Source organism: Saccharibacillus sacchari, assembly GCF_037722395.1.
Classification (GTDB): Bacteria; Bacillota; Bacilli; order Paenibacillales; family Paenibacillaceae; genus Saccharibacillus; species Saccharibacillus sacchari_A.
The window spans coordinates 1-20,308 of sequence record NZ_JBBKAR010000001.1 but is presented as its reverse complement, the minus strand read 5'-3'; the positions used below and the strand labels follow the sequence as shown (position 1 = coordinate 20,308).

Annotated in this window: 23 protein-coding genes; 8 read left to right on the top strand and 15 right to left on the bottom strand. The window is 49.3% G+C overall.

Annotation, left to right across the window (positions count from 1 at the left end; all coding sequences use genetic code 11):
* Positions 1-185: 185 nt before the first annotated feature.
* Entirely contained in the window at positions 186-1,502 is a 1,317-nt protein-coding gene (locus WKI47_RS00115) for a multi antimicrobial extrusion protein MatE (RefSeq protein WP_340225159.1), read from the top strand.
* Between the two features lie 174 nt (positions 1,503-1,676).
* Here WKI47_RS00115 and WKI47_RS00110 read toward each other — a convergent pair whose 3' ends face one another.
* The gene (locus tag WKI47_RS00110; RefSeq protein WP_018975236.1) at positions 1,677-1,874 is read right to left on the bottom strand and encodes a cold shock domain-containing protein; all 198 of its coding nucleotides are present in this window, start codon (positions 1,872-1,874) and stop codon (positions 1,677-1,679) included.
* A 182-nt stretch (positions 1,875-2,056) separates the two neighbouring features.
* On the opposite strand from WKI47_RS00110, the gene WKI47_RS00105 reads away from it, so the two are divergent.
* The 6 genes from WKI47_RS00105 to WKI47_RS00080 all read left to right on the top strand — a co-directional run bounded on the left by WKI47_RS00105 (position 2,057) and on the right by WKI47_RS00080 (position 7,518).
* Positions 2,057-2,290: a hypothetical protein gene (locus WKI47_RS00105; RefSeq protein WP_340225158.1), complete on the top strand. Its 234-nt coding sequence runs from the start codon at positions 2,057-2,059 to the stop codon at positions 2,288-2,290.
* A gap of 6 nt (positions 2,291-2,296) precedes the next feature.
* Positions 2,297-2,476 (top strand): hypothetical protein, encoded by a 180-nt coding sequence (locus tag WKI47_RS00100; RefSeq protein ID WP_340225157.1) that lies wholly within the window; start codon positions 2,297-2,299, stop codon positions 2,474-2,476.
* A gap of 181 nt (positions 2,477-2,657) precedes the next feature.
* Positions 2,658-4,460 carry an oligoendopeptidase F gene (gene pepF / locus WKI47_RS00095; RefSeq protein ID WP_340225156.1) on the top strand — a complete coding sequence of 601 codons (1,803 nt, stop codon included), beginning with the start codon at positions 2,658-2,660 and terminating at the stop codon, positions 4,458-4,460.
* Positions 4,461-4,542: 82 nt separating this feature from the next.
* On the top strand, positions 4,543-4,959 hold the full coding sequence (locus tag WKI47_RS00090; RefSeq protein WP_340225155.1) for a LapA family protein: 417 nt from the start codon (positions 4,543-4,545) through the stop codon (positions 4,957-4,959).
* A 593-nt stretch (positions 4,960-5,552) separates the two neighbouring features.
* Entirely contained in the window at positions 5,553-6,593 is a 1,041-nt protein-coding gene (locus WKI47_RS00085; RefSeq protein ID WP_340225154.1) for a M42 family metallopeptidase, read from the top strand.
* Positions 6,577-7,518 (top strand): hypothetical protein, encoded by a 942-nt coding sequence (locus tag WKI47_RS00080; RefSeq protein WP_340225153.1) that lies wholly within the window; start codon positions 6,577-6,579, stop codon positions 7,516-7,518. The genes WKI47_RS00085 and WKI47_RS00080 overlap by 17 nt, the downstream gene beginning before the upstream one ends.
* Positions 7,519-7,635: 117 nt before the next feature.
* Here the strand turns inward: WKI47_RS00080 and WKI47_RS00075 are convergent, their stop codons facing one another.
* The 3 genes from WKI47_RS00075 to WKI47_RS00065 all read right to left on the bottom strand — a co-directional run bounded on the left by WKI47_RS00075 (position 7,636) and on the right by WKI47_RS00065 (position 9,223).
* The gene (locus WKI47_RS00075) at positions 7,636-7,986 is read right to left on the bottom strand and encodes a YciI family protein (protein ID WP_340225152.1); all 351 of its coding nucleotides are present in this window, start codon (positions 7,984-7,986) and stop codon (positions 7,636-7,638) included.
* Between the two features lie 167 nt (positions 7,987-8,153).
* Positions 8,154-8,684, bottom strand: coding sequence for a hypothetical protein (locus WKI47_RS00070; protein WP_340225151.1), 531 nt, complete (start codon positions 8,682-8,684; stop codon positions 8,154-8,156).
* Positions 8,681-9,223: a helicase gene (locus WKI47_RS00065; RefSeq protein ID WP_340225150.1), complete on the bottom strand. Its 543-nt coding sequence runs from the start codon at positions 9,221-9,223 to the stop codon at positions 8,681-8,683. The genes WKI47_RS00070 and WKI47_RS00065 overlap by 4 nt, the downstream gene beginning before the upstream one ends.
* A gap of 97 nt (positions 9,224-9,320) precedes the next feature.
* Between WKI47_RS00065 and WKI47_RS00060 the strand changes: the two genes are divergently transcribed.
* On the top strand, positions 9,321-11,606 hold the full coding sequence (locus tag WKI47_RS00060) for a right-handed parallel beta-helix repeat-containing protein (protein ID WP_340225149.1): 2,286 nt from the start codon (positions 9,321-9,323) through the stop codon (positions 11,604-11,606).
* A gap of 43 nt (positions 11,607-11,649) precedes the next feature.
* On the opposite strand, the gene WKI47_RS00055 is transcribed toward WKI47_RS00060, so the two are convergent.
* The 11 genes from WKI47_RS00055 to WKI47_RS00005 form a co-directional block, all read right to left on the bottom strand.
* On the bottom strand, positions 11,650-12,321 hold the full coding sequence (locus WKI47_RS00055) for a hypothetical protein (protein WP_340225148.1): 672 nt from the start codon (positions 12,319-12,321) through the stop codon (positions 11,650-11,652).
* A complete protein-coding gene (locus tag WKI47_RS00050; protein ID WP_340225147.1) occupies positions 12,318-13,013 on the bottom strand; it encodes a VOC family protein in 696 nt (231 codons plus the stop codon). Before WKI47_RS00050 ends, WKI47_RS00055 begins: the two co-directional genes overlap by 4 nt.
* Before the next feature lie 44 nt (positions 13,014-13,057).
* Positions 13,058-13,399 carry a hypothetical protein gene (locus tag WKI47_RS00045; RefSeq protein WP_340225146.1) on the bottom strand — a complete coding sequence of 114 codons (342 nt, stop codon included), beginning with the start codon at positions 13,397-13,399 and terminating at the stop codon, positions 13,058-13,060.
* Positions 13,400-13,569: 170 nt separating this feature from the next.
* Complete coding sequence (locus WKI47_RS00040) at positions 13,570-14,556, bottom strand: NAD(P)H-quinone oxidoreductase (protein ID WP_340225145.1); 987 nt, start codon at positions 14,554-14,556, stop codon at positions 13,570-13,572.
* A 116-nt stretch (positions 14,557-14,672) separates the two neighbouring features.
* Positions 14,673-15,416 (bottom strand): hypothetical protein, encoded by a 744-nt coding sequence (locus WKI47_RS00035; protein ID WP_340225144.1) that lies wholly within the window; start codon positions 15,414-15,416, stop codon positions 14,673-14,675.
* Positions 15,417-15,443: 27 nt separating this feature from the next.
* Positions 15,444-16,013, bottom strand: a complete 570-nt coding sequence (locus WKI47_RS00030) for a papain-like cysteine protease family protein (RefSeq protein ID WP_340225143.1) — start codon at positions 16,011-16,013, stop codon at positions 15,444-15,446.
* 568 nt (positions 16,014-16,581) lie between these two features.
* Complete coding sequence (locus WKI47_RS00025; protein WP_340225142.1) at positions 16,582-16,890, bottom strand: hypothetical protein; 309 nt, start codon at positions 16,888-16,890, stop codon at positions 16,582-16,584.
* A 19-nt stretch (positions 16,891-16,909) separates the two neighbouring features.
* On the bottom strand, positions 16,910-17,284 hold the full coding sequence (locus WKI47_RS00020; protein WP_340225141.1) for a hypothetical protein: 375 nt from the start codon (positions 17,282-17,284) through the stop codon (positions 16,910-16,912).
* Positions 17,285-17,449: 165 nt separating this feature from the next.
* On the bottom strand, positions 17,450-18,268 hold the full coding sequence (locus WKI47_RS00015; protein WP_340225140.1) for a DUF3800 domain-containing protein: 819 nt from the start codon (positions 18,266-18,268) through the stop codon (positions 17,450-17,452).
* Positions 18,269-19,220: 952 nt separating this feature from the next.
* Positions 19,221-19,685, bottom strand: coding sequence for an NUDIX domain-containing protein (locus WKI47_RS00010; protein ID WP_340225139.1), 465 nt, complete (start codon positions 19,683-19,685; stop codon positions 19,221-19,223).
* Positions 19,686-19,886: 201 nt separating this feature from the next.
* Positions 19,887-20,288: a hypothetical protein gene (locus WKI47_RS00005; protein WP_340225138.1), complete on the bottom strand. Its 402-nt coding sequence runs from the start codon at positions 20,286-20,288 to the stop codon at positions 19,887-19,889.
* Positions 20,289-20,308 lie beyond the last annotated feature (20 nt).

Below are 20,308 nucleotides of genomic sequence, written 5' to 3'. Positions count from 1 at the left end.
CTGCAAAAAGCTATACTTTCCGGCAATCGCCCCACGCCGCTCGCCGGATATGCCGAAAACCGTTCAATTTCAGGAAAGTTTTCGTTCGCTCGCTGCAAACGATTTCAGTCATGGTATACTGGAGAATGATCAATTCGAACGTGTCTGCACACTTGCACCGCCGATTTTCAAGAAAGGGGTTTCCCATGTCCGACGTTCCTTTATCCTGGAAGCGACTGCTCCTGTTTTTCGTTCCGTTGGGTTTGTCCGCTTCGCTCGTGACTTTGTCCCATGTCATCATCAACCGTACGCTGGCCTCCGCCGCCTCGCCCGAGACGGTCATCGCCAGCTACGCGATCGCCAGCAGCCTGCTCGCCGTTACCGAACGGCCGTCCACGCTGCTCCGGCAGACCTGCTCCGCGCTGGTGCGCGACAAAATTTCGTTCAAAGCGCTGACGTTCGTCACTTACGTTTTTCTGGTCTGCGTGCTGGTGATCGGAGGCATCATCGTCTACACGCCTGTGGGACGCGGCATTTTCGGCGCCGTATTCGGGGTCGATCCCGCGTTGTTGCCGAGCGTGATCGCCGTCTACGGCGTATTGATGTTCGTCAGCGTTTTTTCCGTTATCCGCAATATTTACCAAGGCATTATCATCACCAATAACCGCACCAAATGGCTGACCATCGGCATGGTGATCCGGCTGAGCGGCATGTACCTGCTGTCGTTGTACTTCGTGCATATCCACGGCGTGACCAGCGGAATCGTCGGCGCCATCATCTTCGTAGGCGGCATGGTCATCGAAGCGACGGTCAGTTTTCTGGAAGGACGCAATATCGCTCGCCGTCTGCCGGTCAAAAAGCCGGATCATCACATCGAGACGCGCGGCGATGTCTTCCGTTTTTATAAGCCGCTGCTCTATTCGTCGCTCGTCGCCATGTTCATCGGACCTGCGTTGAATATCATGCTGGGCAAAACGGACGGCGTGGCGCTGGCGATCTCGTCGTTTGCCGTCGCCGCGAGTCTGATGCAGCTCATGCTGAGTTTCTTCATCTATATTCATCAGATCGTGCTGAACTATTACCGGATCGATCCGCTGCTGGTGCGCAAGTTCGCATTGGCGATCGGATTTATTCCTGCCGCTCTCGTCGCCATCATCGCTTATACGCCGCTCGGCTATTGGGTGTTCGGGCATGTCATGAACGTGGAGGGGCAACTGCTTCAGGAAAGTCTGTACACGCTGCGGGCCTTCATCTTGTATCCGCTCGTCATGCCTTGGCTGGATTACGGCAACGGACTGATTCTGCTCGGCGGGCAAACGAAAGTCATGTTCCGTTCCCAGCTCGCCAACGCGGTCTGCACGATCGGCTTCCTGTTCCTGCTGGTTGCCATTTTCCCGCATTGGAACGGTAGGGTCGGCGCGATTGCGCAATCGCTCGGCCTGCTGGCCGAAGCGGTCATCATCTTTCTCGTGGTGCGCCGCATGGGCCGCGAACCGAAGCTGGATCGTCCGGCAGCTTCCTAAACTTTGCAGACTTGATCCTACTCTCTGTTACGCATTCGGCATACGGATTGCGCAGCAGGGAGTTTTCTTTTCTATGTGAACCGCTGTGGAAAAAGCATGCAAAAAGGCACAGTTCCCGTGAAGGAGCTGTGCCTGTGGTTTGCTATGTCATCAAATAAGGTAAGAAATCAATTCTTACAGTTTGATTACGTTAGCTGCTTGTGGTCCGCGGTTTCCGTCAGTGATTTCGAATTCTACTTCTTGACCTTCGTCAAGAGTTTTGAATCCGTCGCCTTGGATAGCCGAGAAGTGTACGAATACGTCTTCGCCGCCTTCTACGGAAAGGAAACCATAACCTTTTTCTGCGTTAAACCATTTAACTGTACCTTTCAAATGAACAACCTCCTAAAAATATCACCATCTATGGTGAATATCGTTATTATACTGCATGAAAAAACCTTTGGCAATTGGAAAGTTGGAACTTGCGCATCCATTCTTGTACAGGCGTTGCTTTTCGTTATGCGGGTAGGGTATGATTTTAGATAAGAAACGATGTGAAACGAGGAATGGCAATCATGATTAAAAAGCACAGTATTTACAAGACGGATAATTGGAACATGATGACGGTAGAAGTTAACGGACGCAATCTCGTGCTGCGCGAAATTTCCGACCAATGGGGCGAGGAAACGCATCACTTCATGAGTCGTCCGGAGATGATGAATTGGGCGGAAAACCGCTTTGCCAAAGACAAATTCAAGGGCACTGATGAAGAATGGCAAAGCATCATGGACGCCCTCAAGGGTGTGTAACCTTTTATGAATACGACCAACATCGCCGCCCTGCTCATCCTAACCTTGCTGCTAGGCGCGGTCGTCGTGTTTTACAAGGACTCGATTCCGCCCAAGCTCAAGCGAGGTCTCGCGATCTCAGCCGCCGTCATGCTTCTCATTTCGTTTATCCTGACGGTCTATACGCTTTTCAGCATGGGCTCTTAAGACGTGCATTCAGACCGCATCGTTCCTACCGGGTAGCTGGGTCAAGCTGCCCGGTAGGTCAACGATGCGGGATTTTGAATACGCGCAGGTAACGCCAACCTTTTTTCGACACTCATTCGCAAGCGGCCAAGATCTGTTTTTATACAAACCTTGGCCCACTATCCTTGAGGAGGTTTTACCGATGAGCACAACGCCTAAATCCTTGCCGAAACGAAGCGAAATCCCTGCCGAGCACCAATGGAAGCTAGCCGATCTGTTCGCGGATCAAGCTGCCTGGGACGCTACATATGAAGAAACGAAAGCTCAACTGAAAACGTTCGAAGATTTCCGCGGCAAACTCAATAACGAAGCCGCGATCGGCGAATGCTTCAAGTTCGAAGACGAAGTTTCCCTGAAGCTGGAGCAACTCTACGTCTACACGCATCTGTACCATGACCAGGACACCGCCAACCCGACCTACCAGGCGCTCACGCAAAAAGGCCGCAAACTGCTGGTCGACGCGGGTGAAGCAATGTCGTTCATCACGCCGGAGATTCTGTCCCTTGACGACGCGCAACTCGACAAGCTGATCGAAGCTGAGTCGCTGAAGGATTACCGGTTCACGTTGCAGGAAATGAAGCGCGAAAAAGCCCATGTGCTGTCGCAGGCCGAAGAAGCGCTACTCGCGCAGGTCGGCAATCTGTCGCAAGCGCCGCAGAACATTTTCGGCATGCTCAATAACGCGGACCTTAAGTTCCCGAACATCGAAGACGAGCACGGCAACGAAGTCGAACTGACGCACGGCAGCTATATTCAATTCCTGGAAAGCGCCAATGTCGACGTGCGTCGCCGGGCTTTCCAAGCCGTCTACGGCACATATGCCAAACTCAAAAACACGATCGGCGCGTCACTGACGGCCAACGTGAACAAAAACATTTTTTACTCCCGCGCGCGCAAATATCCGTCCGTGCTGGAAATGAAGCTGTACGGCGACAACGTTCCGGTATCCGTGTACGACAACCTGGTCGACGCGATCCACGAAAGTCTGCCGATCCTGCACCGCTATATGCGACTGCGCAAAAAGCTGATGGGCGTGGACGAGCTGCATATGTACGACCTGTTCGCTCCGCTGGTGGATGAGTTCAAGATGGATATCACGTACGATGAAGCGAAACAAACCGTGATCGACGGCTTGCAGCCACTCGGCGCCGATTACCTCCAAGTGCTGGAAGACAGCTTCAAAGACGGCTGGATCGACATTTACGAGAACGAAGGCAAACGCACAGGCGCGTACAGCTCCGGCGCTTATGGCGTTCACCCTTATGTCTTGCTCAATCACAAGGACAATCTGAATAGCATGTTCACGCTGGCACACGAAATGGGCCACGCGCTGCACTCCTACTACTCGGACAACACGCAGAAATACCGCGACGCGCAGTACACGATCTTCCTGGCCGAAGTGGCCTCGACGACCAACGAAGCGCTGCTGATGGATTATCTGCTGAAAAAGTCGACCGATCCGAAAGAGAAAATGTACCTGCTCACTTACTACGCGGATCAGTTCCGCACAACGGTGTTCCGTCAGACGATGTTCGCGGAGTTCGAGAAGATCATTCACGCGCGCACCGAGGCCGGAGAATCGCTCACGCCGCAGGATCTGTCGGGCATCTACTATGAACTGAACGTGAAATATCACGGGCCGGACATGGTGGTGGATCAGGATATCGAGATGGAATGGGCGCGTATCCCCCACTTCTACAACAGTTTCTATGTATACAAATATGCAACGGGCTTCTCGGCAGCGACCAGCTTTTCCAAGCAGATCCTTGAAGAAGGCGCGCCTGCGGTCGAACGTTACCTCAGCTTCCTGAAAAGCGGCGGCAGCGACTACTCGATCAACATCTTGAAAAAAGCCGGAGTCGACATGTCCTCGCCTGAACCTGTTCGCGAAGCGATGAGCGTATTCGAAGCGTTGATCGAGCAGATGGAACAGCTCTCCGAATAAGGACGGCGCTTCCTGCGTCAAAACCGCCGTTAGCGGCTAATGATGCTCATAAGCAACGAAGCGAAAGGGGTTGTCCTTATTCATGAAAGCTCAACGGTCTTTGATACTGATGCTGATTTTTGCGGTGATTATCGCGATCTTCGCGGTCATCAACGTTAATCCGGTGGAAGTAAACTTTATTTTCGGTTATGCGGACGTGCCGCTCGTTCTGCTCATTCTAGGTAGCGCGCTGTTCGGCGGTCTGGCGGTCGGCATGTTCGGCATCTATCGCTTGTTCAAAACGCAACGCGAAGTGAAAAAACTGCGCGTCGAAAACGAACAACTGCGCACGCAAACGGCTGTCCCTGCTTCGGCTCCCGTGTCGGCAACGACACCGCCGCCGGCTTACGACGAACCGACCGTTTCCGCCGATCCGACTCCGCTTGAGCCGATCTCGGACGATCTGGATTCCCGTTCGGAGTCGAGAGGATTCCGTTCGGACAAGTTGAAAAAGCTGTAAATGATCTAGCGTCGCCCCCCGGTTCGACCGAACGGCGATAGGACGCATGAACCGCGATCGTTTACCGGATGGCTGCATACCAAAACCGCCGCTGATACAGCGCGCGGTTTTTTTCTGGGCTGCAAAGCGGCGGAGGTTTTTTCGCAGCCTCCGATCGATTACAATGGAAAGTGGAACGTCGTGCGCAGTACGATGGGCGCGGCGTGAGACGGATAGGTAGCGAGCGTGTCGCGTGTCAAATGGCGGAACCGTGACCTCTGCTTGAAGCAAGTTACCGGCGTTTTCCGCATGATTGTTGACTTTTTGCATACATTTTGCGGCTCTACAGACGTTTTTTCCAAAAATGCTGACGTGACGTCAACAAATTTTCGATCTTGCCCTCTTTTCGACCGTATTTGCGCCAAAATGTTGACCAAACGTCATAATTCGGTGAAAAAAGAACAGATGGCGTATCTTTTGTTGACTTTTTGCGCACATTTTCCGATTTCGACGCTTGGAGCCGAGTATCCGATCATTCAAAAACCGCCGAACACCGCTTGCTTGAACCGATTTTCAACTAACCCGATTCTTACCTTACTGGAGGCTTACCGATTATGACCGTAAACATTGACGAAAACTATGTGATTCCTTTTTTGAAAAAACTGCTTGATACCCCCAGCCCTACCGGTTACACGCACCATATCATCGACCTGATCCGCGAAGAAGCGGAATCGCTCGGGTTCCCGGTAACCTTTAACGAAAAAGGCGGAGCGATTATCAGCATCGAAGGCGAAAACGATTCGTACACGGTAGGCTTGAGCGCGCACGTCGATACGCTCGGCGCGATGGTCCGTTCGATTACGCCGCACGGCACCGTGAAGCTTACGTCGCTCGGCGGCTTCGCGATGTCCAGCATCGAAAACGAATACTGCATCATCCATACCCGCAGCGGCAAAACGTACACAGGTACGATTCTCACCCAGCACCCTTCCGTCCACGTTTACGCCGACGCGCGCGATTTCAAACGTTCGGAAGAGCATATGGAAGTCCGCATCGACGAGCTGGTTTCTTCCCGCGAAGACGTGGAAAACCTGGGCATTCGCACAGGCGATTATATCTCGTTCGAGGCTCGCGCCGTCGTGACGGACAGCGGTTATATCAAATCCCGCCATCTGGACGATAAAGCTAGCGTAGCGGCGCTGTTCGGCCTGCTGGAATCGGCGAAGCGCGAAGGCTGGAAACCGAAACAAAACGTGAAGCTGCTGATCTCCAACTATGAAGAAGTCGGTCACGGCGCGGCGTATATCCCGGCCGATATCGCGGAATTGATCGCCGTCGATATGGGCTGTATGGGCGACGATCTGAGCTGCAAAGAAACCGACGTCTCGATCTGCGCGAAAGATTCGTCCGGACCGTACGATTACCATATGACGGGCAAGCTCATCGAATTGTGCGAAAAACAAAGCATCGAGCACGCCGTGGATATTTATCCGTTTTACGGTTCCGATGCTTCGGCGGCGCTGCGCGGCGGCGGCAATATCCGGGCGGCGCTGATCGGGCCGGGCGTACACGCGTCGCACTCGATGGAGCGGACGCATACGCGGGCGGTGATCGGCACGGCGCGGCTGCTGTGTGCGTATGTCCGAGGAGAATAACGGAACCCGCAATCAACGCTCGGACGACACTTCGGCGAGCAATGCGACTTTTTCAACCGCGAACGCCGAAAACGTTCCACCCGAATCCGGTCGAGACAAATCCGATCCCGGCAAACCCTACCGACGCAAGTCGCACAAACGCAGACGTTGGGTCTTCTCACTGATCGCCCTACTCACCGTTTCTGCCGCGATCGCACTATGGCTGTTGCTTGTTCCGGCCAAGCCCGCGGAAGTGTTCGACGGGTTGCCGCATCGGTATGCGTACGCGGAAGTGCCCGCCGACGGGCCTTTGCCGAAGTTGTACATGATGGCCGTATCGCCGGACGATGTGGTGCTGCGCGCCGACAAACAGCCGCTGCGGCAAATTCCGGCTTACGGGATCAACGGCGGGTTCTTTTACGAACATGCGCTGTTGTCGATAGCCGTCATGAACGATAAGCCGGTCAACGGCAATCGCGGCGATTACGGGTCCGGTTGGTTCAACGCCAAATACGCCCGGGGCACGTTGGTCTGGGACGGCGCGGCGGAACGATTCTCGGTGCAGGTGATCTCGTCGGCCGACGAGCTTCAGGTAAGCGATCGCCATGCGTATTTCGCTCAAGGCGGCGTCAGTCTGAATCTGGCAAACGAGCAGGATTGGGCGGCGCAAAGCGTGCGGGAAAATCTGCCTTTTGCCGAAGATCAGCGGATGCGTTCGGGGCTTGTGTATAACGACGCCGGGCAGCTCTGGTTGATCGTGGCGCCGGAACCGAGCACGGCCGCTGACTTCCGTTCGGCGCTGCTGGCGGGAGTGCCCGGCGAAGACCGTGAAGGCATTTTTCTGGACGGAGACGGTTCTTCGCAGATGAATGCGGACGAAGCGGTACTGACCGGGGATAGCCGAATGGTCGTGCAGATGATCGCGGTATCGTCGGAAGATCGGTGAACCGGTCTGTTTTCAAAAAAAGAACCTTCCTTTCTCCCAACCGGGCACGAGACGTGCGGTTGCGCGGAAAGCGAAGGTTCTTTTTGTTCCGTATCGTAGAAATCGACCTTTATCTATTCAAAACACCTGACGCAGCTCGATCTGCCCTTCCCCGTTCCCTTGCGGGTCCGGCATGCGTTTGGCCCAACGTACCGCGTCTTCCTGCGTCGCCACGTCGATCAAAATAAATCCGGCCACCAAATCTTCCGCAGGCGCAAAAGGGCCGTTCGTCACGACAGGTTCTCCGCGATCGGCGGGATAAGAAATCCGTATCGCGTTCGCGGTAGGATGCAGTCCTTTTGCCATCACGCGCACGCCGGCTTGCTCCAATTCCTCATTATAAGCGTCCATCGCTTGCATCAACCGTTCGCTGGGCAGCTTGCCTTCTTCCGAATTTTTAGCGGCTTTGACGAGTATCATGAATAACATGCTTGTTCCTCCTCTGTAGGCGAACCAGGCTGTGTATGTAAAAAAGGTGTCGGTACCGGGTATCGCGATAGATAATACAAGAACTTGCGTTCCCTTTTTCCATTTTATCTCATCGCCGATACATAAGCAACACTCAAACGCGGCGGCTTAACGTTTCGTTTTCCGCTTCAATTGCCCCGAAGATCGAACAGCGCTTCGTAACCGCCGTCGTAAAGCGTCACCACATAATAACCGCTAAAGTCTTCGGTTGATCGCAATTTGTGAAATTTCAGTTTCTCGCGTTCCACGTACTGCGATTTGAGTTCGTCTCCCCGGGCTGCCGACACGCCGATCGCAACCTTGTGCTCGTCGCTTTTGGCACCGGTAAACGAGGCTGCTTTGTAGTAGTCGAACAATTCGCTGCTGCCCAGTTCGCTTTTGACCAGCATGGCCGCGAAAAAGTCGATGCCGTTTCCGTTGCCGTTCAGCTTGCCGACGGTCGTTTCCATTTCTACAAAAACGGTATCTTCCGGCATCGGAACTTTTTTCAACTGATGTGCGAACGTGTACAGATGTACGTTATTCCAGATCGGAAACACGATATATAGCGAAAAGACAGCGGCGACCAGCAACACGACGGCGAGGATCGAAATCATGACCATTTTACGGAAAATTCGGACGAGTTTGAGCAGCAGCGCTTTGATCCGGTTGATTCTCATGGCGTTAACGCAAACACAAACCGGTCTTCGCCTTGCCACACATGCTCCGCATCGCAGCGGTAACCGCGCAGCCACAACGTCCCTTCGATCTTGCGCAGGTAAAAGCCTTTCGGCACTTCGTCGTCTTCGCTCAGCGGCTCCGAAGCGATCGTGATCGACCTCGCAGGCGCCTGGTTGGAACCGGGTACGCTTGCCGAACCTCCGTCTTCCTGATCCGTGTATCGCAGTCTCAGATGCACAGCCAGTTCAAGCGGACACGGCGCGAAGCCGAGCTTGGACGCTTGCTCGAACACTTGCGGCAGCGTCGCTCCTTCAGGGAAGCCGAGTTCCTCCACAGAACGTTCGACGGTAAGCAACGTGCGCTCAACTTCCGAAGTCGTAAACCGTTCATCGGCAAAAAGCTGCTCCGCGTACGCGTTCAACGAGACATTCCGCGTGCTCAATTGCTGTAACAGTTCCTTTTTGGACACGCCGCCGATCTCTACCGTTCGCCGGATACCCGGACTGCCGGAATCTTTTTCGTTTTTTCGCTGATTCATTTTTAGGTCTCCTCCTTTTTTCCAAACTTTTTTTCATACGGCTTGTTTATTAAGCAAGAACGTAAATATACCGCCCATACCCAGGAGGGATAGATCTATGTATCGAATCAAAGCAAGCTCTGCGATGCTGGCGTTTCTTATGCTGTTGGCAACCGCGTCGCCGCTCCCGGCTTTGGCGGATCGAACGGACACAGGCGCAGTTACGACGTTAAGCGCAGGAAAAGAAACGGCGGTTGCGACTACGCTTTACGTGAAATCCGGCGCCGTCGGCGGAACCGGTTCGCAAAAGAAACCGTTCGGCACGCTGCAAGAAGCCCGCGATTATATTCGTGCGCATCCAGACGACAAACTCGGCGGCATCACGGTTCAAGTCGCCAAAGGACTGTATCAGATGGACGAACCGTTGCAATTGGAGGCTCAAGATTCCGGCACGGCCGCATCCCTGATCACTTATCGCGGCGAACCCGGCACTATTCTCGCCAACGGCACGGTCATCGCTTCGGGCAGTTGGAAACCTCTGGACGACAAAGCCGTCGCGCGGCTGTCTCCGCAGATGAAGTCCGAAAAAGTATACCAGCTCGATATCCGCTCGTTGGGCCTTCTCAATACGGAAGGATTCACAGGCAACGCGTCGGTCGAAAAATGGGGCTTGCCGGACCTGATCGTGGGTGATACCCCGCAACCGATCTCGCAATGGCCCAATCCCAACCAGTCGGCGGGATCGGAGCGCACCGGTTGGAGCACGGCTAACGGATCGGCAAGCGCCAAAGCGTTTTATTACGGCAGCGGAGGCAAGCCCGAAGACGGCATCACGGCGGACGAACTGAACAAAGACACCCCGGACCGCGCCGTTCGTTGGCAAAAAGCGGTGCGAGACGGTCGAGCGTTGTATCTGCAAGGGTTTTGGCGAACGGACTTCGTGCCTATTTTGAGCAAAGTCTCGGCCGTCGATCCGGCGCTCCATACGATCACGTTGGCCGAAGCGCCCAGCGCCAGCGAAGGCATGGGATCGAAACAGTCGGCCGCCGTTCCGAATTCCAACCCCAAATACAACGTCGGATCAGGCAAAGAAGAATGGCGCGCGCTCAATGTGCTGGAAGAGATCGACGTTCGCGGAGAATGGGCATTGGATGCCAAAGACGGCATGCTTTATTATTATCCGAGCACCAGCCTATCCGACAAACGAGTCGTATTGGCGAATCAAAAAAAGCCGCTGATTACGATGCAAAATACGGCTTACGTGAATATTGTCGGTTTTACGCTGCAAGAAAGCATGGACACGGCGATTACGTTGAACAAAACAAACCATATTACGTTAGCGGGCAATACGATTCGCAACAGCATTGAAGGCATTTACGACAACAACGGAAACGACAACGTTATTCAAAGCAACGATATTTACGATATGATCGGCAAAGGCATCCAAATCGCCAAAGCAGGAAAGCTGCCGGATACGTACACGGCGGATAAGGTGCTCGTGCCTGGAAAAACGATCAAACTTGAGCCGGAACCGTATACGTTTCAAGTGCTAAACAACCATATTCACCATATCGGTCGGCATATCGAATACCCAGCGCTTCAGATTCGCGATTCCAACGCCGTGCTTGTCGAGCACAACCTGCTGCACGATACGCCGCGCGACGCGCTTCGTTACGAGCGGGACACGAATATGACGATCCAGTACAACGAAGTCCACAACTCCGCTCTGATCGAGACGGATACCGGCGCTTTTTATACCGCGAACGATTGGTCGTCTTACGGCAACCTCCTGCAATACAACTATATCCATCATGCCAAAAATTCGAACGGATTCTATGCGGACCAGGGAGATTCGGGCGATACGTACAGAAAAAACGTCATTCAAGGCACGAAATGGGCTTTCTTGTTAAACGGCCATCATAACGTCGCCAGCGATAACCTGATTGTCGATTCTCACGGAATCCAGATTTACGATATGAGCGGGAGCGGCGAAACGTTGCTGAACAGCGCGCGGAAACGATTGGAAGATAAAATAGCGTTGGAAGGTTCGGCCTGGACCGCGTTTGGCAAAAAGTTGGCTCCGAACTACGGGTACAACGAAGCGGAAGCCGGGACTTTTTGGAGCGGCATCCTCGACCCGGCTTGGCATCCGGAGTTCTCCAATGGTACGCGGATCGAGCAGAACGTTTTAGTGAATACGCCTAAAACCTATACTCCGAAAAAGGGCTCTTTCTTTATGGGCGACAATGACAATATTACTGTAGCCACGCCGGCGAAAGTCGAAGACCATCTCGCGTCGATCGGCCTGACAGCCGTTTTCCCGTTGATCGGTCTGCAAAAAGACGCTTATCGGACCAAAGTGGTTTCCCGAGCCGATACCGGCGGATTAAGCGACCATTATTAAGTTGTTTTGCTTTTAAACCCAAACAGCCCGCGCGTATCGGTATTCAGTCGGTACGCGCTGTTTGTGTCTGTTCTGCCGATTCCGCCGTATGGCTCCCCAGCCAATCCACCAGATGATCGAACAACTCCAGCGAATACCGATGTTGGCTCGGCCCGCTTGGCAGCTCGTTTTCGATGATCCGTACGTTTTCCGCAATATCCACCGAATCAACAAACGTCACCAGACCCGGCATATACTCGTTCAGCGCTTGAAAATACCTTTTTTGCGGCTCGATAAACGTCAGGTTCAGCTCGAACCCTCTTCGCATGCGCGTGGCATCGCCGGCTTTGCGCGTTCTCAACTGCTGCTCGTCCGTATGTAAAAGGAAATAACGATCGGGAAAGCCCAGTTTGCGCTGCTCAATCAACGGACGGTAAAAGCGTGCCACGAACTCCAACGATTGCCCGTCGAACAACGTGAAGCCGAACGACCAGTTATACCAAAAAGGCTGAAACAAGTCGATATCGACTACGGCGAGACGCTCGGCTTCCTGCTCCGTCGCGATCTTCCACCGATCCGCTTGCCGTTCGAAAAACCATTCCGGGTATTCGCGCTGCGGCTTTTCCCAAAGGGCGGCGATTTCCTGAATATGAACCCCGCCCGTTCGGGCCGCCAACGTTGCCGAAGTGGTTGTTTTCCCCGCCGCGCTGGCGCCTTCGATACTGATGATGGTCATACGTGCTCCCTCCTTTTTTCCAAAGCCGGATAGTCCGACAGATTGCTTACGACGCCGCGATCCGTATGAACGACCAGCGGCGCCGAGATCGCAAGCTTGGACGAGAAATACCATCTTCGGCCGAGCGGACTCAAAATGATAAAGCTCCCGTCTTCGTATTCGCCCATAAAGTTCAAATACTGCGTCAACGACACTTCTTCATTGCCGCGAACCGGAATGCCGAGATCCTGGATGCGCTGCGCGTATTCGCCGGTCTCGTCAGTCGCCAACCCGATCTCGCTGATGCCTAACACCTGCTCACGCGTAAAAATAAGCACTGGCGATTCCGGCGTCGTTTCCCTGCGCGCGATAAATTCCACGATATTGCCCGCCGGATCTTCGATATAAAACGAGTTCGCTTGCGTGATCCCTCCGAAATCGGCCTCGTCTATCCCCTCTTCGGTCAGCAACTTGGTGCGTTCGGCAACCCAGGCTTTCGCTTCGCGGAATAGATTGGGCGGGATATTGAACGCAAAATGGTAATAATGGAATTGCTGCTGCGGATCGTGATGTAACGTAAACAGGCTGCCGCCAATCCGAAAAGAAGCGGTCCGCGTATCTGCCGATAGCAGTTTGAAATCGAGCGTGTCGCGGTAAAAGCGTACGGTTTGTTGAAAATTCGAGATCCAGAGTTGGATTTGGGTGATGTGCATGGTTGGGTTCTCCTGTGAAATAGATAAAAAGTTTATGAATCCTGTTACCGAGTCACGCCGTCTGTCCCGGTTTGCTCGATCTGCTCTAGCACATAGCCACTTTGCGGCGAGCCGGCGTATGCCACGAAATATTCCCGGTCCGGTTGGATCAAGTTCCAGACCATTTCGTTTTCGACTTCTATACGCACGGGAGCGATAGTATCGGTATTGGCATTGGAGGCAATCAGCCACTTTTTCGTCAAATCGTCAGACTGAGCTTTTTCCGTGATTAGTACTGAGGTCGTGATGGATTCGAAAGGTTGATCGTTCGCAGAGGCGCAGCCGGTTATCCATAATGTTGCGGTTAGCGTCAGAATCGTAAAAGCTTGGCAAACTACAGATTTCATAAGGCAGCCTCCTTTTCGCTAATGATTGATCTGATTGAGAGTGAACGGAAGTTATATTGGTCTCCGACTTTATTGGTCATGGCTCTCCCGGCTGCTTCAATCGCTTGATGCTGAGCTTCCGGTTTGCGCAAAGCTTGCTTTTTGAATGCTGTTTAGGAATCGAAGCAAGATTACTCCTGCTCCGCCACTTTCAAAATAATCTTCCCGATATTCCGGTTCTCCTCCATATGCTGCTGCGCTTCCAACGCTTGTTCCAACGGGAACACGATGTCGATGATCGGTTTGATCTCCCCTTGTTCCATATGTGGCATCACGTCCCGGACAAAATCAGCCGTCAAACGCGCTTTGTATTCGTTGCTTCTCGGGGCGAGCACCGTAGCGGTCAACTGCACGCATTTGGTCATAAGCGCCAGCAAGTTAACCTTCTCCACTTCCCCGCCGCCTAAGATGCCGATCACGACCCAACGGCCTTCTTTTTTGACGCTTGCCAGATTTTTGTCCCAGTAATCCGCGCCGACGAAATCGAGGATCAGATCGACGCCCTGGCCGTTGGTGGCTTGGAGCACTTCTTGGTCGAACGACTGCTTTTTGTAATCGATCAGCACGTCCGCTCCCAGTTCGCGGCAAAAGTCCAGCTTCTCCGCAGACCCCGCCGTCACGATAACCTGCGCCCCGCTCAGCTTTTTCGCCAGTTGGATCGCCGCCGTCCCGACGCCGCTTGCGCCTGCGTGGATCAGCACCGATTCGTTCGGCTGAAGACGTCCGAGCCAGTATAGCGTCTGGTACGCGGTGAGAAACACTTCGGGTACGGCAGCCGCTTGCTCGAACGAATAGTCTTCCGGAATAGGGATCGCCCGATCCGCCGGGATGACCGCATATTCCGCATACCCGCCGCCGTTGACGAGTCCCATAACGCGATCGCCGGGGGAAAAGCGGGATGTGCCGTTCGCTTTTTCCACTACGCCCGCGATCTCGACGCCGAGAATAGGGTTGGTCGCGTAACCGGATAGGCCGTCACGCGTCATGATATCGGTACGGTTGACGGCTGCGGCGTGGACTTGGATGAGCAGTTCGCCTGCGGCGGGTTCGGGGGTAGGGAGGGTTTGGGGTTGTAGGCGGTTGGAGGTGGATTGTAGGTTTACGGTGATGGCTTTCATAGGGTTAGGCTCCTTTGGAGGTTGGGATTGGGTGGATATTGGATCGTTTTGACAATTCAAAAAAGCGCCGAAATCCATCTCGACGCTTCGGTTTCTTTTATCCAATTTTCGAGAGGTTAGCGTTTGTTTCTTCTTATTTGGCGTAAAAGGATCAGCCCTGCTGCGAGGAAGACGGTTGCTATTGCTACTTTGACAAAAGGAAACGCCGAACTTGCGGAATGATCCAATAATTCAATACCGCCGCCGACCTGGATTTCTCCGTTGTTGGACGAACCTTTCATTTGCAAGTTGGATTGCTGGGTTCGGAAAGCCTCGATCGATTGATTAAAGCTATTTATATCGTAAACTTCTTTTTCGTTGGAGTCAAAAAAGATTTCTTGCTCGCTATTTTGAATATGAAAACCTTTGATTTTGTATCTTTTGTCGTGCACGTATTGGATGTTGCTATCCGTTCCGGCTTGCCGCTGAGCTTCTTGAAGATCGGACGGAAGTTCGGCAAGCGTACTGATATTAAATATGGACCACTTCCCCGCATTCTGTTCCGCTTCAACCGTTCCGACCACTTCATTCCCCACCGTTAACGGAAATTCATAACCTTTGAACGTAAACGACTGGTCTTCGATCTCAATCTGATACACCGCGATCCCTTCGCCCAGCTTGGCATCACTGAAGTCTAGGCTGGTTTGAAACTGTTGGTCGTCCGCGTTTAGCGAATTCACGTAGTGATCTTCAAAATCGGTCTGAATCGCTGCCGTAACGGTATCATCTGCGTATTCGATGTTGGGTTCTGCATGTACAGAATTCTGGAATCCATAAAAGGAAATAAAAATGATAAAAGCGATTGAACAGATTCTTTTCATCTAAGAGGCCTCCTGTTTGGTATTTGCTTATTTGTAAATCGCGCTTAATGTGTTAACCCAAGTCCAAGAATTATTGGATCGAAACGAACTGTCGGCCATCATATTATAGGAACCATCTGCCGGATCAATGTATGTAATATTTTTAGCGCCGCTTACTGTATCTTCATTATAACCTCTTATTAAAAGGGCATGGCCTATAGCATTTCCGTTTGTCCAAGCGATAGCGGCTATCATATTACTATTGCTATTTATATTTTCCTTTATCTTAGAGAAAACAAATGATTCAAAATAAGTAGCAGAGCTAACGCCATATTTCGCCAACCCTTTCTGCATATCACTTATATTACCCGAGTCGTTTATGGTAGGAGATCCTTTCACATAAGTCACAATATTAGTTTGCGTAGCCGCTGTTGCTCCTAGATATTGACCAGCCATACTCGAAGTAGCCGCCCAGCACCAAAGTGATCTCTGCTGTATTTGGGCCGTAACAGCGTTGTGTCGATAATTGAATGCAGCACTTACACTGGTTGCAAAAAGAACAGTCGACATGAGAAAACAAAAAAGCATCAAAGTTAATTTAGTCTTTTTAAATCGCATATCATAAATCTCCTTTACAATAGATTGGGTATTCCATTTTTCGTCTGGCTACAGCTTTTAATTAAAAAAAGAATAGCTGGACATTTTTTTGATAACGCTTTCTCCTGTAAATATATCAATAAGGAATTAAAAGTCAATATATATTTTTTATTCATTTTAAATATAATATTTCTTTCAAATAAAGCTGTATTATTTGGGAGTGGAATCTGTCATAGGAAATAATCCTTACTTTGATAACCCCAGATAAAAAGCTTTAGACAACTTTTAATTTTTGAACTAACTAGAAATTAATTTTATTAACTTAAAATCTTATAACATAAATAAAAAACGCCGATTTTAGAATCGACGTTTTACTGGAGCGTTTTGCTCCTTTTTGTGATTTTCGAATATCTTAGATCCTAAAAGGAAAGCTAGATAATTTCTTTAAGCAGTCTTCTCTATTTATTTTTGCGCAGGTCCGTAACGGACTCACCTACGTATAGGGAGGAATATATTCCGTTCTTTTCGATACCGATCTCGTATATGCTTGCGCCTATAGCTTCTATAAAACTCTCTTAAAAAATTTATACTATATAAATCCATCTTCAGGTTCGCCAACAGCATAGCCCAGTTCTTTTGTTGCCAACGATTTAAACCTTTCGATCCAAGCCTTCCAGTCGTTATCCTTCATCTGCGCATAAAAAGCTAGTCCGCTGGGTTCGACTGAGGCCGTAATAAATACGTCATCCTCTTCTTGTCCGAACCAATACGGGATTCCGTTTGTATGGCCGATCCATCCTGGCATGCTTTCATATAGGATTGCGACTTTATTCCACTTCTCAGTAGATTGATCATAACGAATATTGAGATTGCAATTATGGTGTATGTGATCCGTCATCTTGTAGTCCTCTAGAATTTTAATTTTCTTTTGTGCCTGGCAATAGATATTGACTTGTTTGGGGATTGTAGATAGCAAGCGAATGCTTTAGTGCAGTTTTGATGACCAACTCTTCCACATATTCCGCTTTGGACCATACGCAGCACATAATTAAATGCCCCGGCGACCGATCAAAAGCCACACTCCAAGGGCTTACATCAAAATTACCTATTTCGTGTTCGGGAACGTCGTCGATTTCCGGGTGGAGAGAAGTGATCTCTAAATAAAAGTTGTTTATTGCTTCATGCGGCATGACATCATCGACGATTCCCTCACACAATTGTAGGTAAAGGTCTCCGGCTTCTTTGTCGGTTAGTTGCTTCGATGGGTACCAAACTGCTAGATCGAAACTCATTTGTTCACCTGTTTTCTTAGTTTTTTTGAGGTTATTTGAGCTTTGTTGATTGCAGGATGAGTATTTATGGATCAGCGAGAACGTTCCCGTATTCACGACCCGGCGAATGCCGAGTGTCCGGCGAATGCCGGGCCAAGGACGAATGTCCGTAGCGTGAATATTATGTTATGAGATGTCCCCTTCTTCTTCAATTTTATTTAATAGAATTAAAGCCTCGACTTTTTTAATATTATGGTAGTGTTCAGCTAATGGGCTGAGAATCTCAGCCAACTTTATATCTCTGGCATGAGGTTTTGAACTATTAATGATTAATTGTGTTCTATTTAAACAAAAGGCTGCAAAATCAGCTAACTGAATTGGTTGAATTGTATTAGAGTTACAGAAAAAGATACCACTGTTTAAAAAAACGTCTTCATAGGTCGGTAATAAAATACCAATTCCGTTTTTCTTATAGTCTTCATCTATAAATACTCTTGCTAATTCGCTTTTATTACCTCTATTCTTCACAATGTATCCTTTTATTCTGGATAGTAATAAAAACAACCCCATATCATTATAGTTTTCTAAGTCAAATGGACCAATTTTTTCAATCCCCTTCTCGTTCAATTCTTTAAATTGTTGAAGTAATTCAGGAGTCATAGATTGAACAATTACCGGTAAATTATAGTGTTTAAATAAATCTACCATGACTTTGAAAAGAACTAATCGCTTATCAAATGGTATGCTCCGGTATTTCCCTTTTCCATTATAGATTTCTCCAAAATGTAATTCGTTTATTGGAATTTCAAAAAACACCTCCAATTCACTAATTACTTTTTTAATTGCATATAAAACGTCACTCATTATTTCTGGCTTGATTATAACTGCAACCCAGGTTTTTTTGTCTTGCTTATCTGGTACTCCTGTTTCATCAATGAAAACACCGTAACTTTCATCATTGTATAGGTCATTTAGAAAATCAGAATACTTTAGTCTGTCTACCATATTATTTTCTCCTTATTAAATATTTTTTTGATTTTCACTTATTTAAGAGGATTTCTGATAACGTTCCCGTATTCACGACCCGACGCATGTTGGGTGTCTGGCGAATGCCAGACCCAGAGCCGTATGGCTCGCCGCGTGAATATTCTGTTAGATGTCGTGAAATCGACGGGCTTCTCTGTTTACTCCCGCAAACTCACATCCAGTCTGCTTCCATATGAAAGCGCACCTTCCCTCTCAGTCAATCCGCATTCCCTTGCATGGATCAGTTTCCGTATGGAAACGTTCCTTCTTCGGCGCCTCTAAACTTACAATACGAGATTCGCGTGAATCCACTTCCCGTTCTCTTCATGCTTTCCCTATCCTTGTTCTTCCGTCGTATTTCATGTTCGTATAACGTTCCCGTATTCACGACTCGACGTATGTCGAGTGGCCGGCGAATGCCGGACCAAGAGCGAATGCTCGCAGCGTGAATATTATGTTATATGCTGCCTGTGTTCTTCCAAATTCTTTTAATCCTATTCGATCCTTTCCTTCTTTAATTCTATGCTTTCTTTCTCTCTTTCACCAATAGTTTTTTAGCTTTTCCTCTATCTTTTTCAAATTATTGTTGGTTTAAAATGCTTTTCAAACTTCTTTTCTTTATTCGCCTGATCCGAAGCGACATCGTGCTTCCGATTTAAACCCTAAACCTCAGACTTTAATTATTCTTAGATCTATAGTGTCCTTTGATTTTTCAATTTTTTACACTAAACAAAAAACGCCGATAGGGAACTCGGCGCTTCGTTATCTTATTCTTTCTCTCACGGGTTTCCATTCTTTCAGGTTGCATATAACGTTCCTGTATTCACGACCTGACGCCTGTCAGGTGTCCAGCGAATGCTGGACCAAGGGCATATGCCCGTAGCGTGAATATTATGTTATGTGTTGCCAGTACCTTCTTGAATAATCTCCATTACGACCTTAATATTCCTACTTTGTTCGTTTTCAAGTCTTGAAATACAGGCTTCTGAACAAGATTAATTGTTTCTAGATCTATCTCATCTAAATCTTTGAACATTAATTGTAATGATTCATTTTCATGATCTTTGAAATTTAGAGTTTTTCCGTCATCTAATATTTTACCTTTTAATTCTGCTTCTACAGTAAATAAGAACATAACAAAAGCGACTTCATTTCCATCAGGATAGGTATACTTCATTCTTGAACCTGAATAAATAGAATCTAGACTGTAGTGTTTTAAATCTAGACCTGTTTCCTCTTTAACTTCACGAACCATTGTTTCTTCTATTGTTTCTCCTGCTTCCATTCCCCCGCCTGGTAATCCCCAATCTCCATAATCAGATCTCTTTTGCATTAGAATTCTTCCAAATTCATCTTTAATGATTGCTCCGCCAGTTACGATAATACGTCTTGTCATAGTTATATCCTTTTTAATTTTTTATAGTTTTGTACTGGTAGCACATAACGTTCCTGTATTCACGACCCGGCAAATGCCGGGTGTTTGGCGAATGCCGGACCAAGGGCTTATGCCCGCAGCGTGAATATATTGTTATACGACGGAATCTCAAATTTAAATAGCTAAATTCATGGAAACTATTGAAAAACTCTTGTACTTAACTCATTTATCCTTCTCATTTGTTTCCATTATCTTTTTCATCATTTCAGGATTGGAAAAAGCAGCTGTAAATAATTGTGGGCCTACTTGAGTAAGAATTTCACCGAATGCCTTATCTTCAGCGCTCGGAGCAGCTCGTTTTATCAAATCAGATAATCTGTCTTCTACTTTTTGTTCCAAAATTCTGGTTCGATCATCCAGTAAGCGTTCTATGTCTTTAGTTCTTTCTTCAACTCTTCTCTCAATATCTTTTGTCCTGACTTCTACTCCATTTTCAATTTTTTCTGCTACCCTTCTCACTTCTTCAAGTGCTTTTCCTGAATCACTAGACCATTTCCAACTGAACATGAAAGCTACAATGGAAAATACAATAGCAACAATACTAACCCAATCTGAGAGTCCCAAAATAATTCCTCCTTAGTTTT